Source organism: Vibrio sp. YT-18, assembly GCF_033337345.1.
Classification (GTDB): domain Bacteria; phylum Pseudomonadota; class Gammaproteobacteria; order Enterobacterales; family Vibrionaceae; genus Vibrio; species Vibrio alginolyticus.
This window is the reverse complement of sequence record NZ_JAWOQO010000003.1, coordinates 204175-230348: the sequence shown is the minus strand read 5'-3', so window position 1 is coordinate 230348 and position 26174 is coordinate 204175. Positions and strand designations below refer to the sequence as shown.

General features: G+C 46.4%; 22 protein-coding genes. 15 read left to right on the top strand and 7 right to left on the bottom strand.

Annotated features, from left to right (window positions below; genetic code table 11):
* Window positions 1–63: 63 nt before the first annotated feature.
* Window positions 64–1434 (bottom strand): L-serine ammonia-lyase, encoded by a 1371-nt coding sequence (locus R7M72_RS05775; protein ID WP_193837792.1) that lies wholly within the window; start codon window positions 1432–1434, stop codon window positions 64–66.
* 11 nt (window positions 1435–1445) lie between these two features.
* Window positions 1446–2987 (bottom strand): sodium:solute symporter, encoded by a 1542-nt coding sequence (locus tag R7M72_RS05770; RefSeq protein WP_318056103.1) that lies wholly within the window; start codon window positions 2985–2987, stop codon window positions 1446–1448.
* Between the two features lie 339 nt (window positions 2988–3326).
* Between R7M72_RS05770 and R7M72_RS05765 the strand changes: the two genes are divergently transcribed.
* From R7M72_RS05765 to R7M72_RS05755, 3 genes are all read left to right on the top strand, one after another.
* The gene (locus tag R7M72_RS05765) at window positions 3327–4487 is read left to right on the top strand and encodes an MFS transporter (protein WP_318056102.1); all 1161 of its coding nucleotides are present in this window, start codon (window positions 3327–3329) and stop codon (window positions 4485–4487) included.
* A 101-nt stretch (window positions 4488–4588) separates the two neighbouring features.
* Window positions 4589–5605 (top strand): nuclear transport factor 2 family protein, encoded by a 1017-nt coding sequence (locus tag R7M72_RS05760; RefSeq protein ID WP_005374772.1) that lies wholly within the window; start codon window positions 4589–4591, stop codon window positions 5603–5605.
* 177 nt (window positions 5606–5782) lie between these two features.
* Complete coding sequence (locus R7M72_RS05755) at window positions 5783–6868, top strand: porin (RefSeq protein WP_213880297.1); 1086 nt, start codon at window positions 5783–5785, stop codon at window positions 6866–6868.
* Window positions 6869–6937: 69 nt separating this feature from the next.
* Here the strand turns inward: R7M72_RS05755 and R7M72_RS05750 are convergent, their stop codons facing one another.
* The 4 genes from R7M72_RS05750 to hisD all read right to left on the bottom strand — a co-directional run bounded on the left by R7M72_RS05750 (window position 6938) and on the right by hisD (window position 10769).
* Complete coding sequence (locus R7M72_RS05750) at window positions 6938–7651, bottom strand: alpha/beta fold hydrolase (protein WP_064369576.1); 714 nt, start codon at window positions 7649–7651, stop codon at window positions 6938–6940.
* 1 nt (window position 7652) lies between these two features.
* Complete coding sequence (locus tag R7M72_RS05745) at window positions 7653–8657, bottom strand: cupin domain-containing protein (RefSeq protein ID WP_238764869.1); 1005 nt, start codon at window positions 8655–8657, stop codon at window positions 7653–7655.
* 83 nt (window positions 8658–8740) lie between these two features.
* Window positions 8741–9475, bottom strand: coding sequence for an SDR family NAD(P)-dependent oxidoreductase (locus R7M72_RS05740; RefSeq protein WP_025768659.1), 735 nt, complete (start codon window positions 9473–9475; stop codon window positions 8741–8743).
* A 1-nt stretch (window position 9476) separates the two neighbouring features.
* Window positions 9477–10769 carry a histidinol dehydrogenase gene (hisD, locus tag R7M72_RS05735; protein WP_005374756.1) on the bottom strand — a complete coding sequence of 431 codons (1293 nt, stop codon included), beginning with the start codon at window positions 10767–10769 and terminating at the stop codon, window positions 9477–9479.
* Window positions 10770–11058: 289 nt separating this feature from the next.
* Here hisD and R7M72_RS05730 point away from each other — a divergent pair, with 289 nt between their 5' ends.
* From R7M72_RS05730 to R7M72_RS05675, 12 genes are all read left to right on the top strand, one after another.
* Window positions 11059–11808 (top strand): HpcH/HpaI aldolase family protein, encoded by a 750-nt coding sequence (locus R7M72_RS05730; RefSeq protein WP_318056101.1) that lies wholly within the window; start codon window positions 11059–11061, stop codon window positions 11806–11808.
* A gap of 150 nt (window positions 11809–11958) precedes the next feature.
* A complete protein-coding gene (locus tag R7M72_RS05725; RefSeq protein WP_182016038.1) occupies window positions 11959–12915 on the top strand; it encodes a LacI family DNA-binding transcriptional regulator in 957 nt (318 codons plus the stop codon).
* Between the two features lie 267 nt (window positions 12916–13182).
* Window positions 13183–14178 carry a TRAP transporter substrate-binding protein gene (locus R7M72_RS05720; protein WP_182016039.1) on the top strand — a complete coding sequence of 332 codons (996 nt, stop codon included), beginning with the start codon at window positions 13183–13185 and terminating at the stop codon, window positions 14176–14178.
* Window positions 14179–14236: 58 nt separating this feature from the next.
* A complete protein-coding gene (locus tag R7M72_RS05715) occupies window positions 14237–14800 on the top strand; it encodes a TRAP transporter small permease (protein ID WP_025768663.1) in 564 nt (187 codons plus the stop codon).
* On the top strand, window positions 14797–16077 hold the full coding sequence (locus R7M72_RS05710; RefSeq protein WP_033906641.1) for a TRAP transporter large permease: 1281 nt from the start codon (window positions 14797–14799) through the stop codon (window positions 16075–16077). Before R7M72_RS05715 ends, R7M72_RS05710 begins: the two co-directional genes overlap by 4 nt.
* Window positions 16078–16591: 514 nt before the next feature.
* A complete protein-coding gene (locus R7M72_RS05705; protein ID WP_017820104.1) occupies window positions 16592–17566 on the top strand; it encodes an ester cyclase in 975 nt (324 codons plus the stop codon).
* A gap of 49 nt (window positions 17567–17615) precedes the next feature.
* A complete protein-coding gene (locus R7M72_RS05700) occupies window positions 17616–18611 on the top strand; it encodes an ester cyclase (protein WP_225477277.1) in 996 nt (331 codons plus the stop codon).
* Window positions 18604–20337, top strand: a complete 1734-nt coding sequence (locus R7M72_RS05695) for a sodium:solute symporter family transporter (RefSeq protein WP_222716864.1) — start codon at window positions 18604–18606, stop codon at window positions 20335–20337. The genes R7M72_RS05700 and R7M72_RS05695 overlap by 8 nt, the downstream gene beginning before the upstream one ends.
* A gap of 217 nt (window positions 20338–20554) precedes the next feature.
* Window positions 20555–21562 (top strand): LacI family DNA-binding transcriptional regulator, encoded by a 1008-nt coding sequence (locus tag R7M72_RS05690; protein ID WP_017820101.1) that lies wholly within the window; start codon window positions 20555–20557, stop codon window positions 21560–21562.
* Window positions 21563–21708: 146 nt separating this feature from the next.
* On the top strand, window positions 21709–22353 hold the full coding sequence (locus R7M72_RS05685) for a recombinase family protein (RefSeq protein WP_054576561.1): 645 nt from the start codon (window positions 21709–21711) through the stop codon (window positions 22351–22353).
* Window positions 22350–23534: a multidrug effflux MFS transporter gene (locus tag R7M72_RS05680; protein WP_054576560.1), complete on the top strand. Its 1185-nt coding sequence runs from the start codon at window positions 22350–22352 to the stop codon at window positions 23532–23534. Before R7M72_RS05685 ends, R7M72_RS05680 begins: the two co-directional genes overlap by 4 nt.
* A 77-nt stretch (window positions 23535–23611) precedes the next feature.
* On the top strand, window positions 23612–24256 hold the full coding sequence (locus R7M72_RS05675) for an START domain-containing protein (RefSeq protein WP_104976385.1): 645 nt from the start codon (window positions 23612–23614) through the stop codon (window positions 24254–24256).
* An 80-nt stretch (window positions 24257–24336) separates the two neighbouring features.
* On the opposite strand, the gene R7M72_RS05670 is transcribed toward R7M72_RS05675, so the two are convergent.
* Window positions 24337–26091, bottom strand: coding sequence for a hypothetical protein (locus R7M72_RS05670; RefSeq protein WP_017634495.1), 1755 nt, complete (start codon window positions 26089–26091; stop codon window positions 24337–24339).
* Window positions 26092–26174: the final 83 nt, after the last annotated feature.

Here is a 26174-nt window from a genome sequence, read left to right as displayed (position 1 = left end):
AAAAAGGAAAGCCGATGCATCTCAGTGCTTCGGCTTTTTTGTTGGTTAGATGTGCCTAACTCATTATTCGCAAGGCGGCGCTAGGTGAATCAAAGCTAACCCACCCAGTGACGTCTCGCGGTATTTCTTGTTCATGTCTTTGCCCGTTTGATACATGGTTTCAATCACCTTATCCAACGAGATCAAACATTTACTATTACGTTTTAATGCCATGCGAGAAGCATTGATCGCTTTCATTGCACCCATTGCATTACGCTCAATACACGGTACTTGCACTAAGCCACCAATCGGGTCACACGTCATGCCTAGTGAGTGCTCCATGGCGATCTCGGCCGCAATACAAATTTGCTCATTGCTGCCACCACGCAGCGCGGTCAAGCCAGCTGCCGCCATGGAAGAAGACACGCCAACTTCGCCCTGGCAACCCACTTCGGCACCCGAGATAGACGCATTGGTTTTGTACAAAATGCCAATCGCACCGGACACAGCAAGGAAGTCTTTAAGCTGTTTAGTATCAAGCTCTTTGATGAAGCGATGGTAGTACATCAATACCGCAGGAATCACACCCGCCGCACCATTAGTTGGCGACGTTACGACTTGTCCACCAGCCGCGTTTTCTTCACTCACAGCAAAAGCAAACAGGTTAATCCAATCCATAATTTCCATTGGATCGTTTTCGATTGCTGCATTTGCTTCAAGCTTCTTCAACAAGTTTGGCGCACGGCGGGTCACGTTCAAGCCACCATCCAAGATACCTTCTGTCTCGAAACCGCGCTCCATGCAACGCGTCATCACACGCCAGATCTGTTCTGCGCGTTGATTGATGGCTTCCATATCCTGAAACGCTTGTTCGTTTTTCAGAATCATGCCGCCAAGGCTCATACCGTTATTCTCTGCCTGCGCCAACATTTCGTCCGCACTGGAGAATGGAAACTCAACTTCTACGGGAGCAGTCGCACTGCCATTTTGCAGTTCATCCGCCGTTGCGATGAAACCACCACCGATAGAGTAGTAAGTTTCAAACCCAACCTGATTGCCGTGCGCATCTAACGCAGTAATCGTCATTCCATTCTCATGCAGAGGAAGGTTCTCTTCATGGAACAACATGTCCGTTTTGTAGTTGAATTCGATTTCATGACGGCCATCGACAGACATCATGCCCTCTTCAATCGCCTTGCGCATCGCTTTATTCGCAGAAGCGATTTTGATGGTATCTGGTTTGTTACCCAACAGACCCAAAATGGTTGCACGGTCAGTATGGTGACCAATCCCTGTTAACGAGAGTGAGCCGTATAAATCGACTTGAATACGAACCACTTTTGCCAAGTTCGATTCAATCAAACGAGTGAAGTGGTAACCCGCGATCATTGGACCATTGGTGTGAGAGCTAGAAGGACCCACACCAATCTTGTAAATATCAAAGATGGACAGCATAAACTTACCTATTACGACAATGCAGCATAAAGCCAATCAGGGAGAACCATACAAGCAGCGATGGTCGCCACAGCGAACACCAACAGCCCGTAATGGCTTGCGGTTGGCTTTGCAAAAAGATGTTTTTGATTATTGGTAAAGATTTGTTGCTCGGCAGTCACAGCGCCCCAACGACGGCTCACTAACACACCAAACAAAAGGAAGACGAACGTACCAATTGGCGCAAACCACGGCCAAGCCACGTCGAGATACATCGCAGTAAACACCGCAATCACACTCATTATACTGCCAACGATCACGCCTTTCTCATTGGCTTTCGCCCAGAATAAGCCAAGCACGAATGAACCCAAACGGATACCAACGAAGATAGAAGTCAGACTAGCGATGGTTTTGAGTACCGATTCATTCGATACTGCCAGAAGAGCTGGCACTACCACCATAGCCGCAGCGAGCAAACTCATCTTTCTTGCGACTTTTTCGTAGTGCTCATCATCGGCACTTTGGCGAACGAAACGCTTGTAGATATCGAACGTCGCGACAGTCGCCATTGAGTTGTAGGTCGAATCCAAGGTCGACATTGCGGCCGCCGCCAACGCGGAAATGATCAAACCAACGACGATTGGGTTAGTGTGGTTGAAGACGAAATCCAAAATCACTTCGTTGCTGTTTTCAAACGATTGATCTTGATAGAAAACACTCAGAAGGACACCGAGTACCGCGAAGAACAAGTACACGAAAAACGCACCGTAACCACACAACAGCATCGACTTCTGCGCCGTCTTTTCACATCTCGTCGCTAACGTGCGTTGGATGATCAATTGGTTGGTGCCGTACACACTCAAATGCAAAAAGCTCACGGCAACCACGCCAGCCCAGAGTGTGGTATCCACGCCCAAATCAAAGTCTAAGTTGATGATATTCAGGTGATCACGAGAAAGGTAATCTGCCGCATTAATCTCTGTCATTAGAATGGCAAAGATAGCGATGCTGCCTGCCACCAATACTGCAGATTGCAACATATCGGTCCAGATAACCGTGGAAATCCCACCTGCATAGGTATAGCAAGCGGTGAAAATACTAATGTAGATAATAGCTTCAGAAATACTGATAGGCAGAACTTGCACTAAGATCAGCGCCACGGCATACAAAATCACACCCGCAGATATACATTGAACCACAATGAACACAATCGAGTTGATGGTTCTTGCATACACCCCAAAGCGGTGCTCAAGATATTCATAAATCGAAGTCAAGCCCAGCTTATAAAAGACAGGCACAAAGAAAATGACGGTGAAAAAGATAACGATGGGATAGTTAAGGTGAATACTCATCGCTTCCATGCCAGAGCTATAAACCCAACCAGGCATCCCTACAAACGTCATCGCACTAATGTAAGTCGCAAGTATCGAAACACCCGCCGTAAACCAGCCAAATTGCTTTCCACCCGTAGAAAAGTCGCCACCATTGCTGTAGCGCTTATTCACTAAATAGCTGATTAATATGGTGATTAACACGTATAACGCAATCACCACAAAACTTGAGTACGTAACCATTTCAGGGTTTCCATAATTCTGGGTGCTAATTATTTGTGCTTGGATATTACTTTAAAAAAGCATATCTAAACGATAATCCCGCCATAACTGTGACTATAATCACCAATATAGACGGTTATATATTCAAAAATGCCAAAAAGACCGATTTAATGAGACTCCCATCACTAAAAACCACTAATTGGGTACGCATTCATTTTAAAATTGATATTGATCACGGATCTAATGACCTTAAAAAAACTATGATTCACACCGACACGAAATCGAAGATGATCCAAATAAGATCGTGTTCTTTAAGTTTGAATTGCAACAAATCCTAAGTGAAATAGAGGTTTATCGGTCATGAATGCCAAAAGACACATGAGCGAAGTTCCTATGATTCAAAGGGTAGCTGCCTATCTAGCGATACTGGTTGGTTACTTTTTCTATTGTTATAACTTTGTAATTATTGACTACGTACGCCCATACATCGTTGAAGCGTATGATGGTATTAGCCTGTCAGACACTGCCCAGTTCTATACATGGCAGTCGGTTGGTGCACTTATCGGTGCATTGAGCTGTGCTTGGTTCGCAACAAAATTTGGTAAGAAATCCACTCTTATTACCATCACAGCCCTAAACGGTGGCGCAACGATCATCAATATGATGTTCACCGACTACACAACATGGGCAGCAATGCGTTTCATCATTGGTTTGTCACTGGGTGGTTACTTCACCGTGGCAGTAAGCCTAATGCTTGTTGGTGGTATCCCACCATTGGCAGCCGCTGTGGTCATGATCTTTGTACTACCTAGCGACAGCAAAGTGATCGCTTACGGTGAAGAAGAGCAAGCAAAAGCAGAAGAATCAAATGCACCAGCGAAAAAAGGCTCTTGGGGCGAAATGCTAAGCAAGCCTTACCGTAAGATCACACTAACGTGTCTATTACTGGCTGGCCTTAACTTCTACGGTTTCCAATTCTTTGGTGGCTTCGTAACCACATACCTACGTGATGTACGTATGTTCGACGGTGCAACCATCGGTCTCATCTTCTCTATCTCAGCGTTTGGCTCACTTTTTGGTGCGTGGTTCTGGGGTTGGGCGGCTGACAAATTCGGTCGTAAGGTGAACGCATTTGGCTTCATCCTCGCGGGCATCATGGTTTCAATCTTCTTTGTTGCACCTGGCGACATGGTGATTGGCGGCCTAAACATGCTGGCTCTACTTGGTCTGATTTACAACTTCGGTCTGTCTTCTTCTGCGGTATGGGGTGGTTACTTCTCAGAACTGTTCCCAGCACACCTACGTAGCTACGGCGCGGCGCTATTCCACGGCGGTCGTATCCTCGGTATGTGGGCACCAATGGTACTTATCTTCATCCAAGAACGTACCGACCTACAAACCGCAATGTGGGGTTCACCAATCGTATGGATCCTTGCTGGTCTTCTATGGCTATCACTGCCAGAGACACTAAAAGGCGGCGTGTTCGATAAGAGCAAAAAAGCCGAAGCAGCAAAAGCGTAACTGAATTTCAAAAACTCCGGCTGGCTCCCCGGCCGGATGAAAAAACTTAATTTCGAGTCCTGTTCCCAAAGCCGACTCGACAGCAAATAAGAGAGTTTATTATGTCTAAATATCAAGAAGCGAAACGCGTTGTACGTGAATACTTCAGCGCAATGGAAAACGCAACTCACGAGAACGTGGCAGAAGTACTAAAAGCACACACTTCAGAAGATTACCTATGGCGTGGTGTTTACCCATTCCGTGAGCAACAAGGCGCTCAAGCAGCGGCTGACGTTTTCTGGGCTCCTTTGATGAAATCAATGACTCGCATGCAGCGTCGTCAAGACATCTTCATCGGTGGTGAGAACGAAGTAACATCAGGTGAAATTTGGGTAATGAGCATGGGTCACTTCATGGGTCTATTCGACGCTGAATACCTAGGCATGCGCCCAACTGGCAAAATCATGAACATCCGCTACGCAGAATTTAACTGTGTTGAAAACGGCAAGATCACTAAGACTGGCCTATTCCTAGACCTTCTAGGTGCAATGGACCAAGCGGGTTGTTACCCACTACCACCATCAACAGGTAAGCACTTCGTATACCCTGGTCCTCGTAACCACGATGGTCTACTGTTCGAAGACGCAGCACCAGAAGAAGGCGTAGCAACACTAGCACTAGTGAACAAGATGGTTGATGACCTATCTGCACTAAACGACAGCGGCGCTATGGGTTGCCCACCAGAAGTTCTTGAGAAGAGCTGGTCTAAAGACATGATCTGGTACGGTCCATGTGGTATCGGTGCGTCTTACACAATTCCTCGTTACCAACAGCAGCACCAATTGCCGTTCCGTAACAACCTGAAAGACAAGAAGTTTAACGGCCACGTATGTCGTTTCGCAGAAGGTAACTTCTCTTGTTTCTTCGGCTGGCCAAACCTATCTAACACGCCAATCGGTGGTTTCCTAGGTATGACAGGTGGTGAAGTACGTGCAGACATGCAAGTGGTTGACGTTTACTACCGTGACGGCGACAAGCTATCTGAGAACTGGGTACTGATCGACCTTCCTTACTGGCTAAAACAGCAAGGTCTAGACGTGTTCGAGCGTACTCAACAGATCCTAAACCCTTCTCTATAAGAAGTCCTAGGGGCGGATTGTCAACCCGCCTTTATGTTGCCTGAATCCCCTCTCGGTTCAGGCGACATGCTCCCAACTCGTGCCTCAAGGATGGGGCACAACCTCAAGATAGAACCCTTATTCAAAACGGGCATGAACGCACGGTGGCTTTCTGCGCCCTGAATAATGAGATTGATGATGAAAAAGTCGACCCTTTCTGCAGTGATTTTAGCAGCGCTTACTTCTAGCTCAGCCTTTGCTGCACACACTTTTGTTAATGACGCTGGCGACAGCCTAACCATCGATGGCCGTTTCGATCTTCGCTACCAAGACCGTGGCGGTGATGACAACGGCGAATGGAACAGCGGCAGCTCACGTTTCGGTTTGAAAGGCCAAATGGGTCTGGATAACGGCTGGACTGGTTTCGGTCACGCGGAATGGGGCTACAACTCTGGCGCGAACGGCGACAACATTTACGACCGCTTGCTATACGCAGGTGTGGAACATGACAAATACGGCAAGATTGCTGCGGGTACTAAGCAATGGTCGACCTTCTACGACGTAGCATGGTACACCGATTTAGGTCGTGTATTCGGTACTCGTGGCTCAGGTGTTTACAACCTAGCTGACTGGGGTATCGCATCCGGTGCTGGTCGTGCGGAAAACTCAATTACGTACCGTAATTCAATTAATGAAAAAGTGAGCTACGGCTTTACTTACCAAACCACGCGTGAAGATGTTGCTCTAGCAAACAATGCGACAGCCTCACTGAAAAACGGCATGGGTGCGTCTATCACTTACAAACCCGTTGATGGCGTAACACTTGGTGCGGCTTACCATCAAAATGAAGTTGCTGATCTAGACGCAAGCGTGGTTGGCGTAGAAAACGGCGACAACATGCGCATCATGCTATTGGGCGCAAACTACAGCAACGGTGGCTTCTACGCGGGTGCGACTTTCCACATTGGCGAAAACTGGGAAGCCGTGAGCCAAGGCGGTACGGACGTAATGTTCGATACCCTAGGTGGTGAAATCTACACTTACTACCACTTCGACAACGGCCTACGCCCAACGTTGAACTACAACTACATGGAAGATCGTGGTGACGAGACACAAGGCTACGAGCGTAACTTGCTGATTCCTGGTCTTGAATACCACTTCCAGAAGAACAAATTCCTAGTTTGGACTGAATACCAGTTCGACCTAGGTAAAGATCAGTACGATGGCAGCAAATTCGAAAACCGTGATGATCAATTCGCGGCAGGTATTCGCTACTACTTCTGATAATACTCATCGCTCACCACCTATACCCAAGTAACCTTAAGGTGGTGAGTGATGAAGTTCTTATCAACACTAAGCAAAGTTATCTTGAAGCCAAGTAGTCATCACTTCACTAATAATTAAAGGCTGCTCAAGCGTAGATAGATGCCCACACTCAGGGATAACATGAAGCGTGACGTTTGGGATGCATCTCTCCATAAGCAGATGATTGTCTAGCGGACAAAGCTTATCTTCTTTACCTGTTATCACCAACGTAGGAGCTTGAATGTCCGCCAATAAAGGTCGAGCATCCGGGCGAGTTGCTAACGCTTTAGCATGTGCTTCAAATGCCTCCAAACCTACATTGACCGCCATGCCTTCTATACGCTCAGTTAACGCTTTGTCTTGCAAACGGCTTGGATGAATCAGCACAGGCATCAGAGTGTCAGGCGTAATGCGTTCAAACTCACCATTTAATGCCTGACTAACCAGTGCATCACGCTTTTGTGTCACCTCTGGCTTTTCATCTGCTGCATTGGTATCCATGAGGATCAAGCCTTTGACTCTGTTTGGCGCTTGACGGTACACCTCAAAGGCAAGAATCCCACCCATTGATAGGCCACCCAAGACAAACTCCTGCGGTGCGTCTTGCAACACTTTCTGCGCCAGCTGTTCCATTGACGGCAATGAGGCCAGCGTCGGGCATGAAGGCTCAACCCAACTTGGCAACGCTCGGTTGACTTCCTCAAACAATGTGCCATCACAAAGTAGTCCGGGTAGCCAAACTAACGAGGTGGGTTGCGTCATTTTATTCTCCTGCCAGCGGCTTTGGTTGATCAGACCCAAGAATGCAATACGTCAAACTATTACCACGCAAGTTCGTCAGTGAGTATGACGCACCTTCTGGAACATTCAGCACATCACCGCGCGTTAAAACAACACTCGCTTGTTCGCCTTGATGCGTGAGGACCACTTCAGTATCGCCATCAAAGTTGATAAGCACTTGTTTTTCTTCTCGGCAGTGTTGAGGAATCGAGCCACCTTCAGAAAGCTCATAAGCCATGATGCTCACTTCATCTTCACTCTTTACTTGGAAGTCATAACTCGCCAAAGGATGACCCGTTAAGGCGTATTGTTTCACGTTGCTTCCGCCGAAATCGCCTTTGATTTCACGATAATCTTTTTGCAGAGCGACAAATGGCATCATCTCTTCTGCGGTGTAGGTATCGAAGGTCGCGAGCTCTTCTTCGGTAAGCAGCGGCATCAATTCTGATTCTTGTGGCACCGGGTCGCCATTAATGGTGTCCACGAGTGTGCCATCGGCTTTGAGGTATAAACCATAACCTTGACTGTCTTTAATAACGTTTGGATGCCAAATAACGCCGCCACCTGAATCGTCGCCGCCAAGTACCGAGAACATAAAGCCGTAATCGCGGCCAACCACTTCAAATCCACGGAAGAGATTGGTTGGAATCGAGATGACGTCACCGTGAGACAACACCGACTCATGCTCTCCATCGTTCCCCCAATAAAAACGGAACTGACCTTTGAACACCAAGAAAAGCTCGGCGGTACGATGAGAGTGCAACGAATTTTTGATGCCCGGCGGTTGGCCTGCGGCACCAATGTTAAAGCCCGCCGTATCGCGAATATGAACATGCTGACGACTGCTTTCTGCCACCCCAGCACCGATAATGCAGAAGTTATCTTTCAGATCACTGCCTGGCGTGCGCGCATCAATAAACGCACTCGTACCCGGAATCAGTTCCATGTAGCGGACCAGATTATTATTCATTTTAGATTGTAGAGTCATTGTAAATCCTTGTTGTCCTTGTTTGGACCTAGCCTTTGAATTGTTAGTTACAAGCCTAAAGTTAGTTACAGACCGAAAGTGTGTTACAGACCTAAAGGTCGCCCACCATCAACCGCGATGGTATTGCCTGTCGAGAAGGTCAGAAGATCTGCCGCGGCGTACACGGCTTGAGCGACTTCTTCATCATTGGCTAAACGCTTAAGCGGTGTGGATTGTTCTTGTTGATTACGCCATGCGTCATCCAAGCCTTTGACAAACTCAGTGTCGACAAGCCCTGGAGCAACAGCCAAAACGCGAACCTCGGGAGACAGAGCGCGAGCTAAAGAACGGGTCATGTTCTCCGCGGCAGATTTACTTGCACAGTAAGCAATGTTGCTCCCCATCGCAGTCTGTGCCGCGATAGAAGTAATGTTCACCACACAACCATTGGCTTGCTTAAGCCAAGGCTCAAACGCTCGAACCATGGCAAAAGGCGCACGAACATTCACTTGGAATATTTGGTCAAACAGCTGGTCATCTAAGCTTTGCAAATCAGAGTGCGCGACGAATTTCGTCATCCCCGCACAGTTGACCAACAGATCCAGCTTGTCGCTTATTTCACTGACTTGATGTTTAAGCTGTTCAATCGCACTAGAATCTGCCACGTTCAATTTGAATGCTAGATGCTCGTTACGTGGCAGCGAGGAAAGCACATCCTCGGCCGCTTTCTGATTACTGTTGTAAGTCAGAATTACGCGATATCCCGACTCAGCTAGCTTGCGACAAATGGCGGCACCCAGTCCGCCACTGCCGCCTGTGACTAAGGCAAGTTTCGACATATTACGCCTCTTCTACTTTGCCTTTGTAACGGCGCACACGAATATCCGCTTGCTCTTTGTGGCCAGCAAAACCTTCGAGTGCACACAAGCGAGAGCAGTACTCACCGACTTTTAGCGACGCAGCTTCCGTTACACGCTGGTAAGTACAGGTCTTGATAAATTTACCTACCCAAAGACCACCGGTGTATCGCGCCGCTTTCTTCGTTGGCAGTGTATGGTTGGTACCAATACATTTATCGCCGTAAGAAACGTTGGTTTCACGACCTAGGAACAAGGCACCGTAGTTGGTCATGTTATCTAGGAAGTATTTAGGATCTTCGGTCATAACTTGAACGTGTTCAGACGCAATATCGTCTGCCACTTCCACCATTTCTTCGTAGCTATCGCATACGATCACTTGTCCGTAATCTGCCCACGCTTTACCCGCAACTTCAGCCGTAGGGAGAATGGTTAACTGACGTTCGATCTCTTTAATGGTTTCTTGCGCAAATGTTTCGCTATTGGTCAACAATACAGCGGGAGAGTTGTAACCGTGCTCAGCCTGACCAAGCAAGTCTGCCGCTGCCAATTCCGGGTCACAGCCTTTCTCATCAGCAATGACCAAGGTTTCCGTTGGCCCTGCAAACAAATCGATACCAACGCGACCAAACAACTGACGTTTTGCCTCTGCTACAAATGCGTTACCCGGCCCTACAATCATATCGACTGGCGCAATAGTCTCCGTGCCCAATGCCATAGCTCCTACCGCCTGAACACCACCGAAGCAGTAGATTTCATCCGCACCCGCCATTGCCATCGCAGCGACAATCGCGACGTTCGGCTGGCCGTTAAACGGAGGCGCACAAGCAATAACACGTTTTACGCCCGCGACTTTCGCCGTCAGTACACTCATGTGAGCGGATGCAACCAATGGGTATTTACCGCCAGGGATGTAACAACCCACGCTGTTGACTGGAATATTTTTATGCCCCAGTACCACACCAGGCATGGTTTCTACTTCGACGTCTTTCATTGAGTCACGTTGAATTTGAGCAAAGTTTCGAACTTGTTGCTGAGCGAACTCGATATCATGACGAGTCGATTCATCAAGCGCATCCACACAGGCTTGGATTTGCTCTTCTGACAGGCGGAATTGCTCCGGCGACCAGTTATCAAACTTTTCAGACAACTCACGTACAGCGCTATCACCTTTCGATTCAATATCAGCAAGAATGTTTTCAACAATCTGACGCACTTTTGCGTCGTTTGATGCTGATGCTTCTTCAGTGATTCCGTTTTTTAAAATGCGTGCCATTGGGTTTCTCCTTGAACATTGAGGCTGACGAACGGTTACTTTTATACTTTTGGATACGAATGCAAAATCAGATTAAACACTTAATTAACATTTGACAAGTTAAGTCAACAAAACACAAAAACCATCCTTAAGCCTTTGTATTAATTAATTTAAATAAATAAAAGCAAGTAATAAGGACCTTGATTGAGTTTAATTTTTAATCAAAAATGAGTTTTAGATCACATCATTTTTACTCATCATTTACATTTCTCCGTGTTAGTTTTTGCATACCTTTGCAAAGGAGATAATCATGAGCAATTTTAAGCAACGTCTGACTAAAGAAACGCTATTAGGTACATTTGTTAAAACCCCTCATCCTCACATTATCGAGGTATTGGCACTGGCAGAATTGCCTTTTGTGGTACTGGATGCAGAGCACGCACCTTTCGATCGTTCCTCGCTTGATCTGTGCATCATGGCGGCCAGAGCGAATGACCTCGCGTGCGTGGTACGAGTACAAGACAGCGCCCCTTCAACCATTTTGAACGCGCTTGACTGTGGCGCGGCGGGTGTACAAATTCCCCATGTTTGTACTGCTGAGCAAGCGACGCAACTGGCGAAAATCTGCCATTACGGCGAAGGTGGCCGAGGGTATGCTGGTTCCAGTCGAGCAGCGCAATACGCCACTAAACCCATGGTTGAACACTTAAAAGACAGCCGTGCGAATACGATTGTCATTGCACAAATTGAAGACCCTCAAGGGGTTGAAAATGTTGAAGCGATTGCCAATGTTGAAGGTATTGATGCGCTCTTCATTGGCCAAGTTGATCTCACTGTCGCTTATGGTGCTGATAGCGTTCATGATGAGAAAGTCGCACAAGCAAGTATGCGATTAATCGAAGCGGCCAGAGCCGCCAATAAACCTGTTGGCATGTTTGTCGCGACGGCTCAACAAGCTCGGGAATGGCGTGAACTCGGCGTTAGCTTCTTTTGTGTTGGGTCTGAACACAAAATGATCATTGATGGCTTCAAACAAGAGAGAAATGTGATGAATTCTTGAGTTTTCTCTGATATTTACGCCTTATCAATGTAATGCTCTAGACACAGAAATCCCCTAGCCCATACACTCAGTACGTATGAGCAGGTTCAATGGCCTTAAATAAGGAGTATCACCATTAAAGCGAAAGTAACTTCGATCGACGTCGCGAAGATGCTCGGCGTCTCTCAATCGACGGTATCTAGAGCATTCAGCCCGACTGCGAGTATTAGCGAGAAGAAACGCAAAATGGTGATGGATGCCGCAGCTAAGCTCGGATACACACCGAATGCCATCGCCCGAGGTCTGATTTCGAATCGTTCAGGCTTAGTGGCGATTGCGTTAGATAGCGAATCAAACCCAATGTACGACATGCAATCTCGTGCTTTGGCTGTCGAAATTCAAAAGCGAGGCGGACAAGTTGTGCTTTGCCCTATCGACAAGGACGACCTCGATCTCGCCATTTCACGCGCCATTGAATACCAAGTGGACGGACTCGTTATCGCCACCAGCCGTTTAACTTCACGCGCGTTTGCCCAATGCGAAAAGTTTGGCGTTCACTTAAGCTTGATCAACCGCTACGCCGAAGGCATTAATGCCAACAGCTCTGGTATTGATAACCGCTTGGCGGGCCAACAAGCAGCCGAGTATTTAACGCAGAAAGGCGCAAAACAGTGTGCTTACATCAGTGGCGATGCTGGCTCCATGACCAGTGAAGAGCGTTGGCTGGGTTTCTCTTCAAAATTGCAAGAACTCGGCTCCCCGTCACCAACCTTTATCCAAGCCAAGTACAGCTTTGAAGCAGGCTTAAAAGCGGCGAAAGCGATCTTGTCGCATACCAGTAAACCCGATGCAATTTTTTGTGCAAACGACATCCTCGCCATGGGTGTGATGGATGGCTTGCGACAAGCCGGAGCAAAGATCCCCCAAGACTTCTCTGTGATGGGTGTAGATAACATTCCGATGTCTGCATGGCCGAGCTATGATTTGACCACCATTGCTCAACCAGTCGACAAAATTGTTAAACGAGCGGTTGAAGACTTGATGAATCGAATCAACGGCAACCTGGATGCAACTGGCGAATACCTTTTCGAGCAAGGCACCTTGATCGAACGTAGTAGCACCATTTAATAAATCCATTTTTATTCATTCTTCATAAACAAAATGTCTTACTTTCAAGTAAGGCATTTTCTGTGATCGCGATTAAATTTTCACCAATCGTTATTTAATTCCTCATCAATTCATCAATTTTGTTATTGACTTGTTACTTTAATGTTTTATTTTGGATTCGTATGCAAAATGGATATGAATTGCTCAACTAATTTATAAAAACATAAAAAGTTGTGTGACTTGCCGACGAATGCCCATGGCAGGTCATACCAGAAACAAGGAAGAACGATGAAGAAAGCAATCCTTACTTCACTTACCGCACTGGGGCTTGCATTTAGCAGCATGAATACGTTTGCAAACAGTGTTATTCGTCTTGCTCATGACAGTCAAGAAACCTCTCCCGTACACAAAGCAATGCTCTATTTCGAACAAGAAGTGGAAGCTCGCTCAAACGGTGAGATAGAAGTTGAAATCTATCCGGCAAGACAACTAGGCGATGTGCGTGAGACGACTGAACTCGTACAGCAAGGCAACTTACAAATGACGTTTGGTGCGTCAGTTTTACTCTCTCCCTACGTCCCAGAGTTTAACGTGCTCGACGTGTTCTACCTTTTTGATAGCGAAGAGCAAGCACACAAAGCGCTCGACAGTGAGAAGATCGGACAACCATTGTTGAATGCTATGGAATCAAAAGGCTTTCATGGACTTGGCTTTATGGAGGTCGGCTTTCGTAGCGTGACCAACAACAAACAGCCAATTGATAGTATTGAGGACCTGAAAGGGCTAAAGATTCGCTCGGCATCTAACCCCACTCAAATAAGCGCGTGGAAATCTATTGGTACTGCGCCAACACCTCTGTCTTGGGGAGAAATTTTTACCTCGCTCCAACAAGGTCTGATTAACGCTCAAGAAAGCGGCATCTATTCAATTTATGCCGAACGCTTTTATGAAGCGCAGAAATACCTCTCTTTGACTAACCACATTTACACTAACTACGTGCTGTTCATGAACAAATCGTTTTGGGATTCACTTCCTGCAGAGCAACAGGCGCTGATCAGTGAAGTAAGCAAAGAAACCATCGCAAAACAGCGTGAGCTCGCCGCGCAGCAAAACCAAGAAGTAATCAAAGAGCTCGAAGCAAAAGGCATGACGGTTAACATCGTCCCAGACGAGGTACGCAGCATCATGAAAGAGAAAATGAATGCGGCCGTGTACCAGGACTTGCGCAGTAAAACGGGTAAAGACTTGTTTGACAACGTGATGGCCGAGATAGAACGCCTATAACTCCCACTCTTTTGCACGATCTGGCAACAGGTCGTGCTTTCTCGTTTTGGAGGTGAACATGAAGTGGTTTCGCTTACTAGACAAATACCTAGAACCAACCCTTATCGTTATCGCGATCTCAACGATGACAACTTTACTGTGCTTGCAAATCGCCCTACGCTTGTTCGATGCAACGATCGCGTGGGCAGAAGAACTGGCACGTTATTTATTCGTATGGGCGATGTACCTGAGTATCAGCTATTGTATCCGAGATGATCGACACATCCGCATTCGTGTGTTCATCGATAAACTTCCGGGCAATTGGACGCAATTCAGTTTGATTGTCTCTGATCTTATCTACCTTGCCTTTAGTGCCACTGTCGCCTGGTTTGGATTTAAGGTTATAAACCGCAGCCTGCAACTCGGTCAGATTGCACCCGCAATGGAAATTCCTATTGCGTGTTTGTATGCCTCTGTTTTAGTTTGCGCACTATTAAGCTGCGCGCGCCTAGTGACAAGCATTTATCAACGTGTGAACGCGTGCTCCACCAGCAATGAAAGAGTTCGCTTTTCTCGACAACGCTATCGCCATATCAAAGCAAAGTACCGTACTTCTAACCGACTATTGGAGTTTAACGCATGACGTCTGCACTTTTGTTTGGCAGCTTTGGTCTGCTTCTGCTCATTGGCGTTCCGGTCGGTATTGCTCTGGCGGCAGCCAGTATGGTCGCGATACTCAGTCTGCCGTTTCTTAACATCGAGTTTTTAGTCCAAGGAATGGTAACAGGGCTCGACTCTTTCCCTCTCCTCGCCGTCGTTCTATTTACCTTGGCAGGTAACCTTATGAGCCAAGGAGGGATCTCAAAACGATTATTACACGTGGCGGAGGTCTTCTTTGGCCACTTTACTGGCGGGCTTGGCATCGTGGCCATTGTGGCGTGTATGTTCTTCGCTTCCATCTCTGGTACAGGGTCTGCCACTGTTGCCGCTATCGGCCTGACGATGATTCCCTCGATGGTGAAGAAAGGCTACGACCGCAGCTTTGCGGGTGCTTTAATCGCTTCCTCCGGCGGAATTGGCGTCATTATTCCACCCTCTGTGGTGATGATCGTCTACGCGATCACAGCTGAAGTCTCGGTAACTAAAATGTTCATGGCAGGCATCATTCCTGGCTTGGTCGTCGGTATGGTATTGATCGGCTATTGTCTAATTGTCTCAAAAATGCGGGGCTACACAGGTAACGAACGCAAAGCCACTTGGTCAGAGCGTCTTGATGCACTAAAAGAAGCCAGTTGGGCAATGCTACTACCCGTAATCATTCTCGGCGGTATCTATTCCGGTATCTTCACGCCTACCGAATCCGCAGCGATTGGCGTGCTCTATGGCTTATTCTTTGGCATGTTTGTTTATAAAGAGCTCAAACCAGCGCAAGTTGTGAAAATCATTCTAGAGTCGTCACTGTTAGTTGGCGCAGTGCTCGTCATTGTGGGTGCGTCCGTGACGTTTGGCCGCATATTGACCCTAGAACGTCTACCGACCGAGATCGCTCAGTTCATTCTATCGATTACCGAAAACAAACTGCTGATACTGCTTTGCATCAATGTCCTGTTGTTGCTCGTCGGTACCTTTATGGAAACGCTGGCAGCGATTGTTATTCTCACACCAATTCTGTTACCCATTACGTCAGCACTCGGCATGGACCCCGTTCATTTTGGTATCGTGATGATCGTGAACTTGGCCATTGGCTTTGTTACGCCTCCTCTGGGTGCTAACCTGTTTATGGCAAGTCAGGTAGGAAAAGTACCGATAGAGTCGCTCTCTAAAGCCATCATGGGTTGGATTGGTGCAATGATAGTGGCCTTGATGTTGATTACCTTCATCCCTGCCATCTCGCTATCGTTACCTGCGCTTTTATCCTGATCGTTGCACTCATAGAGCGCTTATGACTGTTATAGCCACTAGATAAACACCTTTCTAGTGGCTTATTCGTTATTTACTTCCGATTTAATAAAAAAGCCTTTAAGCATTCGTATGCAAAAGGAAAATTTGAAAGATATAAGGATAATTGACACCAAAATAGCTGAATATTAGCGATAAAGTCTATTTGGGTGCCTTGATCTGCATGATTATCAGTTTTGGCTTAATCATTTGTTTCCATTCAAACAGATAAAAATAAATTAAGCGATTAAAAAACAATAAGATATTAGGAAATTCATACAAAAAACTTTGACCTCCTTTCTTATTAACACGTCTCGATAAGAGATAGCTTCCATCTCTCCTGTACTTTTTTAGTTTGTTTTCCGCTCAATTGTTAAAAGTCTGATCATCAGCACGCTATTTAAACAATCAAAAAAACAATCCGTTGACAAAATGGCAACATGATATATTTTGAATACGTAATCAAAACATAATTATTCAATTACGGAGGTGATTTATGGCCATGGTTGGCTTCGATGAAAAGTGGCGTGATTTTCCCGACTACATTCTTGGTATTACAAAAGAGATTTGGGAAGACCGAGGTTTAAACACCTTAGAACACTACTACTCTCCCGACATTGTTGTGCGTACTCCACTCTCTATCGTTCAAGGAAACGAAGGGGTGATCAGTGCAACAATGGCGACACTGGCCGAGTTTCCCGATCGCACGCTATATGGCGAAGACGTCATTTGGTCAGGCACCCCGGAACAAGGCATGCTTTCTTCTCATCGAATCATCTCTACTGCAACACACAGTGGCAACGGCTTCTATGGGCAAGCTTCGAACCGCAAGCTTCGTTTCCGTATTATCGCAGATTGCCATGCTATCAATAACCAAATCAATGACGAATGGTTGGTTCGCGATCAAGCCGATATCGCGAAACAACTGGGCATGACGTCAGAAGAGTTTGCACGCCAACAAATCGAATTTGAAGGTGGCGTGGAATCAAGCCCATTTCCGTTCACACCTGAAGTCGACATTCCTGGACCTTATTTGGGCGTAGGCAACGACAACGAATATGGTCAGCGCTACGAAGCAATTCTCAGAAGCCTTATGAATGCCGAGTTCTCTATAGTACCGAAAGAGTACGACCGCGCTTGCATCGGCGAATACACTGGCGGTCAAACTGCCCTATCACACTCGGAAGTCGATCATTTTTGGATGGCACTTCGTGCGTCTTTCCCAAATGCTCAATTTACCGTTCACCATCGTATTGGCCGAGATGACGACATGATGTCACCACGCGCTGCAATTCGATGGTCTTTGCACGGTAAGCATGAGGGATACGGGATGTTTGGTAAGCCTTCAGGAAAAGAGGTTTACATCATGGGGATCAGCCACGCTGAGTTTGGCCCTTGGGGTCTTCGTCGCGAATTCACTTTGTTTGACGAGACCGCAATCTGGAAGCAAATCCTGCTTCAGCAAGGCTAACGGCTGACTAAACACTATTTATTAAAATCACAGACAGTAAGGAAGCAATATGTCACTCAACATCATCGAACAGTTCTACCAGAACTACTTCAAAGCCGCAGACATCGAGCAAAAACAGGCCGCTCTGCAAACTTTGAACCCTGACGTAAAATGGTGCGTGGCGCACCCTGTGAACGATCTTAATGGCCCAGATGCAACCCACGAATCTTTCCTCTCACTACTTGTGAATGCTTTGCCTGATGCCGAGCGCCGACCAATGATCGTAATGCACGGCGAATACGAAGGCCGCACTTGGTACAACTCTACCGGCTACTTTATCGGTACATTTGAACAACCACTGTTTGGCATCCCAGCAACAGGGAAAACACTCTACTTGCGTTACACCGAAATGGTGTGTGTGGAGAACGACCAAATCATCGAATCTTACATGATCCCAGACTTCATCGACGCGATGAATCAAGCAGGCTGCAACCCTCTTCGTAAAAGCTTGGGTCACGATGGCTTGGTTCCTTCTCCTGCAACTTCTAACGGTATTCAACAATCTGTTGTGTCTTTGGAAGAAAGTGAAAAGAGCGCCCAGCTGGTTGAAGATATGCTGTCTTGCTTGGGTCGTTTTGATGGCAAAGATCTTTTCTCGATGGATTTAGAAAACTACTGGCACAATGACTTCATGTGGTACGGCCCAGCAGGTATTGGCACGACGCGCGGTGTCAAAGGTTTCCGTAACCACCACCAAGCGCCATTTGTGTTTGCGTTCCCAGATCGAAGTGTCGATATTGAGGTCAATTTTTTGGCCAAAAATGACTACGTATCCACAGGTGGTTGGCCACATATGCATGGTACTCACACTGGTCACAGTGGCTGGCTCGGTCTCGCCCCGACAGGAAAACACATCGAACTTCGCGTTATGGACATTTGGCGACGCGAAGGCGATTTACTGAAGGAAAACTGGGTGGCGATCGACATCGTTCATATCCTGCTGCAACTTGGCTATGACGTGTTTGCACAAATGAAAGAACAGTTAGAAGGACCTAATTATGCATGAGTTTGGCGCACTTAACTGGAGCATCCTTGGTGGATACATAGCCCTAACGCTAGTATTGGGTGCGGTGATTGGTAAGCGAGTCACTTCAGCTAGCCAATTCGCTTTGGGTGATAAGAGCATCCCTTGGTGGGCGATCGGTATTTCTGTCGTTTGTACTTACGTGAGTGCCATGTCTTTCCTTGGTGGGCCAGCTTGGTCTTACAAAGAAGGCCTGTCGGTTATCGCGATTCACCTCAATTATCCGCTGGTGATCTTCTTCATCGTGGCTGTGTTTATGCCGTTTTTCTACAACAACGGTTTAACCTCTATCTACGAGTATCAAGAACGACGCTTCGGCAAGGCTTCACGACTGACTTTGTCGTTTATCTTCCTTATCAAACAAGCATTGAGCTCGGCAGCCGTACTCTACGCGACAGCAATGATTTTAGAGTTCATTACTGGTATCGACGTGATGTACTGCATCATGATCGTCACTGCAATTGCCCTTATCTACACCGTAATGGGCGGTATCGCGGCTGTCATTTGGACCGATGTGATTCAAGCAGTAATCTTATTTATTGGCGCATTCATCATCATTGAAGCCGTTTGGAATGGCATGCCTGCTCCAATGACGGAGGTCATGGCAGAACTCAAAGCGAAAGGAATGACCGATGCCCTACAAACAAGTTTTGACCTAAGCCAAGTAACGACTGTATGGGCCGGCGTTATCGCAATGACGATGTTCCACACCACCGTGTATGGCGGTAACCAGATGATGGTACAACGTTGTATGGCCGCGAAAAACATGGGCGATGCGAAAAAGGCAATGTTGATGATGGGCTACGTGGCCTTCTTTATTTACTTTGTCTTTATCTTGCTTGGCGTCCTGTTCAACGCTTATTACGACGGTAAAGAGTTTGAAAACGGCAACACCATCATTCTTCATTATGCGAGTGAATATGGAATGCCAGGCTTGATGGGCATCATTGCCGCTGCGATTCTGGCGGCAAGTATGTCGAGTCTCGATTCCGCATTTAACTCAATGGCGACCGTTTCTGTGGCTGACTTTTACAAACGCTTCTACAAGCAAAACGAGTCGGAAGAGCATTACTTAAAGGTATCGCGTTTATTCACGGTGGCGTGGGCGATTTTGGTCATCATTCCAGCGATCATGTTTGCCACCAGCACAGGCTCGGTACTGGAAGTGCTGAGTAAGGCAGGCTCTTACTTTGTCGGTGCGAGCTTCTGTATGTTCGTCCTTGGTTTCTACTCAAAACACATTACGGAAAAAGGCTTGTTAATTGGCGTTGCTGCTAGCTTCTTGGTGATCTGGTATGTAGCCGTTGCGACCGATATTGCGTGGCCTTGGTATTGCGTGATTGGCGTCCTTGTGAATGCCGTTGTCGCTTACATTGCTAGCCTTCTCCTGACGGGTAAACAAGATGAAATGCATCTTTACACAGTGAAAGGCCAGCAAGCGGAATATGCTCGTCTAAATAAACCAATCAAGGAAGATGGTTGGTATGTCGTTCCCGGCAAAATCGATGCTCCATGTTATGGCTTACTAGTGATGTTTGTATTCTCGATCGTGATGCTTTGGGGGATCAACGCGTTTACCGACAACGCTCCTATGCTGATTAACTTTATGCGTGGCTGCTCTATTCTTGTCGCTACCGCTTGCATCGGATACATGGGGTATTCACTCCTCTCCCCGAAACGTAAAGTTGCAGTCAAACAAGCAAATTAATGTTCTTTACGTAGATACTGTACGTCCAACAAACGGACAGTATCTACGCTCTAGATCTAGTGCTAGCTCAAAGCAAATCGAATGGGTTAACCCACATTTTGCTTTTTAACACTCCAAAGCCATTATTCTACTTAGGATACCCCGTCAGAACATTTATGAATACGTACCTATTTATGCTAGTCTTATGACCTCAATTACTGGCAACTAAGTTTTATTCATGAAATCAATTAAACACGTAGTCACATCAAAAGATGTGGCAAAGATGGCAGGCGTCTCTCAATCTACTGTATCGCGCGTGTTTGTTCCGGGTAGCTCAGTATCCGAAAAGACCAAGCAAAAAGTCTTTGAAGCGGCTAAAGCCCTTAACTACCGCCCTAACGCCTTTGCACGTAGCCTGACCACAAACGAATCGAAATTGATAGGTTTGGTGTTTCCTGATGCGGATTACCCTATCCATATGAAAACACTGCAGTTAATTTCCAGTGAGTTACAGAAAAAAGGTTATTCTGCCGTATTGATTCCATGGCAAGTGGATGAAGAAGAGGGCCACTCAATCCCAAATATCTTCCAGTATCGCGTCGATGGTGTCATTGCTGCTTCCGCAACCTTCAATAAGTCCCTTTATGAAGAATGTGAAGAGTTTAATATCCCAATTGTTCAATACGCACGAGTTGTTGAAGGTACTAGGAGTAGCTACGTTATCAGTGACAACTACGAAGCAGGCCAACAAGCCGCGCAACTTCTGCACAAAAGTGGCGTGAAGAACGCGGTTTATTTGACGGGAGAAGTGCCAACCTTTACGAATGACGAACGCCAAAGCGGCTTCTGCTCTGAATTTGAAGACCTAACCGGCAAGACGCCACGCATCATTGAAGCCAGCTATGACTACGCGAGCTCACTTGATAAAGTCCGTGCCATACTGGCAGACAAAAATCGGCCTGAAGCAGTGTTCTGTGCAACCGATAACCTTGCGATGGCGGTCATGGATATCGCCCGTATAGAATGCGGGTTGAGGATTCCTCAGGACTTACAAGTCATTGGTTTTGATAATATTCCTCAGACAGAATGGTTAAGCTATCAATTAACCACGTTCCGCCAGGATTTCCGTCGCCTCGCTCGCGAGTGCGTGAAGATCATTGTTGATCAAATTAATACGAAAAACGGCAGCCTAGTAAAAATGATGGTGCCAGTGAAGTTAATCGAGCGCCAGACAACAAAAGCTTAAATAGCTATAGCCAGCCATTCGGTTGTCTTTTTTATTTGCCTCTGACTCCCAAACGGCTCATTTAGTGTTGTAAGCATTAATGAACCCATGTATATTTATGAGCTATTACACTATATGAACCAAACAAAAAAAGGCTCATAATCCTTATGACCACGTATCTTTACACTCGTTATTCGCCAAAAAATCGAGCTTACCAAGAGCACCTTAATACTCTAAAAGCTTTTGCTCCCGAAGCTCAGCATTTTGAGGATAAGGTTCGTGGTTGCATGCCTCCAACCGAGAGAGAGGCATTCTTACAACTGCTCGATTCCGTCAGAACTGGGGATACGATTGTGCTCTGGTGGCTGACCGCATTTGGTCGCGACTTTAGTCAAGCATTGAACACAATAAAAATGCTACTCGATAAAGGGGTAACATTGAAAACCGTATGTGAATCACTAACTTTTGAGCCAGGTTCTGTTCAAACTCAAACACTACTCACAGTGTTATCTGGATATGGGAAAGTGCAGACTGAACATCGCCTGTTTGCCGCAGAGCAAGGGCGACAGGCCATTAAAGAGCAGCCAGAATTATGGAAACAGAAGTTTCGCGGCCGCCCCGCAAACAAAACCAAACACCAACAGATCGCAACGTTGCTGCTAGAAGGCTACACATTGCAAAACGTAGCAGAGCAATGCGAAGTCAGTCTATCGACTGTGAAGCGGGTCAAAGCAAAGCTAAATGAAGTGGATGACGAAGGCGGCTTAAGATCACGACGCCAAAAAGGTTGTTTGAATGGAGACCAGTCATGAGTCGCCCAATCAACTCTCATACTATACTACTCGCCTGTCTTATTATTAGCGTTGGCCAGTTGAGCATGGGGCTAGTCATGCCCTCTTTGCCATGGATAGCAAAAGACTTTTCCATCTCCCTCGACCAAGCTCAACTACTTGTGAGTATTTATTTGCTCGGCTTTGGCCCCTCTCAATTTATCTACGGGCCAGTGTCAGATGCTTTAGGACGAAAAAGAGTATTACTTACCGGTTTACTCATCGCGATGTCTGGTCTGCTGATGATTATTTTCTTCAGTGACACATTTACAGGGATGGTGATGGGGCGCTTTTTACAAGGGTTAGGTACAGGATGCTGCGCGGTACTCGCGAGGGCGTCGACTCGAGATAGATTTAGCGGGGATGAACTCCCAGTGGCAATGTCTTACATCGCCATGGCGGCTTCAATCACGCCACTTATTGCACCTGTGATTGGCGGCTTTATCAACTTCCACTTCGGTTGGAGTATGGTGTTTATTTCTCTATTGGGCTATGTCTCGCTGGCCTGGGTAATCATCGCCTTTAAGTTCACAGAAACCATCACAAAACGTTCTGTCATTCCGTCACCCCGAAAAATGTTACTCCAATACAAGAGCTTACTTACGTCTCGTTACTTTATGAGTTTCGCCAGTATCAGTTGGTTAAACTTCAGCTTAATGATTACGACAGTCTCTGTGATGCCATTTATCATGCAAGATCAAATTGGCATGACCTCCGCTCAATACGCGATATGGGCGCTCATTCCCGCTTTGGGTATGTTATGTGGTACCACGATTTGTAACCGAGTAAGGCCAATTATTGGCAATAAAAAAATGCTGCTTTGCACCCCATTTCTTCACCTCGCTGCCGCAATATGGTTATTTTTCTGCCCTGTTGAGCCTCTATTTCTGATGCTAGGACAGCTATTAATGATCTTGGGTAATGGTATTGCCCTACCTTGTGCACAAGCGATGGTAATGCAACCTTATAAAAAGCAAGCAGGTGCCGCAGCGGCAATGTCTGGTGGTGGACAAATGGTCGTCTCCTCATTGGTCAGCTTAACTCTGGTGCAGCTTGGATTGAGTCAAGCATGGCATCTAGCGATCGTTATCGTAATATTTGCATCGCTTACCTTCACCAACATTCAACGTGGCTTTAGTGCAGAGCAACCTTCAGAACAATAACAACAAACATACTATTGTCCTTATAGCTACAACAAATCGTATAAATTTAAATTTAGGAAAAGTTGGCGGATACTAACATGATGTTGCATTTAAGAATGGGCGCCGTAACACTCGCCACATTGATATCCGCTGGTACTGATGCGAGCGCCAACGAGAACTGGCAGTTCGAGAGTGACAAGAATGGAATCACAATTTACTCCCGAGAACATAGTGACGGTTTAGTTGAGATCCGTGCCCGGATGTTCACACCCACCAGCTATGGTGCATTTTTAACGCTACTGGAAGACAGTGACAACATCCCGAACTGGATTGACAATGCCAGTCATAGCCGGGTTTTAAATCAGATATCGGCCACCGAGAACATCGTTTACACCCAGTTTAAAGCACCATGGCCTGCCAAAAATCGGGATATGGTCACCTACTCAAAGTACTGGGTCGATGAGCTGGGATTCACCGTAGAAATCAAAAGCGCACCTGACTCATATCTTGCTGAACAAAATGGTTATGTTCGAATTCGCTCGGTTGATGCGACTTGGGAGTTACAAAAACTCACAAACGATACAACACTCGTGGAATACAAGGCGTTTGCTGATCCCGGAGGTCTATTGCCAAACTGGCTGATCAACAAACTTTCAAAAGAAAGTGCATGGGCGACATTTGGTAACTTAAGAAAAGAGTTACCTGAATATCAGCAATACTCTCATCCTCAAATAGATGAGTAAGCGTCGCTCTTCCCACTCGCTTTTTAATGCGGTACATAATAACAAAAGGCGGCATATGCCGCCTTTTTCTACTCAATGTGTTACTGTTGTGCAACCGTTACAGGTTTAGTTGCACCACGGTAATCAAACTCAAAACCAATACCTTGGTCTGTCACGTCCATCGTCATACCACCAACAAGCTCGCCTTGTAAGCTTTTGACAACATCATCCGGAACCGGCTCCCCAGTGATTGACGACGCACTCTCTAACACTTCCAAAATACGCTCTGAATCAAAATCAAAGCTGAACAAGCCATTTGGAGAAAGTGATTGCGCCATCACTTCTTTGCTTGCTTCCGCAGCACTATCACCACTGTAAAGGGTGAAATGGTTTTCGTTTAGACGAGCAAACACGTCCACCTTCATGCCAGTATGCATTTCTAATAGGTCACTGACATTAACAGGTTGGTTATCCGGTTGAATTTGCAATTGAGCAAGTTCAGGAACGAACATTTGCGCAGTTTGAATAAGCATCATTGGATCATTGGCAGAAAGAGACAACATACCATCTAGCTGGCTAAATACTTCACCATGCTGAGCATTAGTATCTACTTTGATATCAAACATTTGCAGGCTTAAGCCTTTGAGGCCGTTAACCATGCCTGACCCCATGCTTACAGCGGCTGCTGGATTCTGGCCGCCCATCTCTTGCTGCATTTGTGTCAATAAAGAGCATTGATATTGAGGCTGGGTCAAGTCAGCCCAAATCTGACCAATCGATGGCGCTAGCGTATTAATGTCTAAACCAAGCGCCATACTAAAGAAACTCTTATCACTTTTAGACTCTGCCAATACACCACGAATCGACTTGAGCGCATCTAGAATCACTTTATTGTTGGACTCAACAACAAAAGAACCTTTAATGAACGCCTGATCGCCTTTCATCTTGTATTCTGCAAACGCGACGGACTGAGGCCAGTTTTCTGCAACTTGAGTAAGCTCAGTATGGCAGGCTGGTGAACGCATTTCCTCAATAGTTGGTTCAGGATCTATTGCATCCAACGTGCTGATTTGACGAGCAAACATATTGCCATCTTTCGTCGTCAAACCTTTAATCACTTCGCGATGATCAAAGTAACCAAAAGAGTTGTTGTTTTCACCGTATTTGGCTTGCAACGCCTCAAGGCGTCCACTGTCAGCAATATTTTGACTTGGTGCTTCAAGCCCTAATGCCATTTTAATCGGGTTTTGAACGCCCAGTTGCGGAACATCAACCGTTAACGTAAGCACGTTATCAACCACGGCTACAACCAAGCCAATACCGTCCTGCGGGTCAATTGAATCAGTCATCTCGTAACGACGATACTCGACTTCACCAAGCTTAACCAACTCATGCTTAGCGCCGCTCATCTGCTCTTCATGATCCAGTGTTTTCCATAACGCGGCAGGGTCTTCAATATCCACTTTGTACACCGGTACCATACCAATTGTGTACAACACAGGATTAATGTTTTCCCCGGTGCCCAAATAAGCTTTTAATGTTTCTGGCGACGCAGCACTCTCTAGGTATCCATCGAATAAGTTAACTGCAAACTGCTGTTGTGGAGACAGTGGTTCATCGGCAAAAAGTTCTGCAATCGAGCCTTGATTCGCCGTACCGAATGCGTTCATGTATTTATAATGGTTAAAAGGTTCAGTCTGATACGTCACCATAAGTGAATCTGCAGGAACTTGCGTTAACAGTGAGCCTGCATCACTCGCGGTAGTATTGTTTTGGTACAGGTAGCCAGCGCCCCCTGCTGCTGCGACCACTGCTGTAGCCAATAGTAGTTTTTTCACGACCAACTCCGTTGTCATAGTTATGTGTTCCTAAACGAAATGTAACGCTTAGGTTTAAAGCCAATGAATAGTGCTTTATATCAACCGCTATCATAAACAAG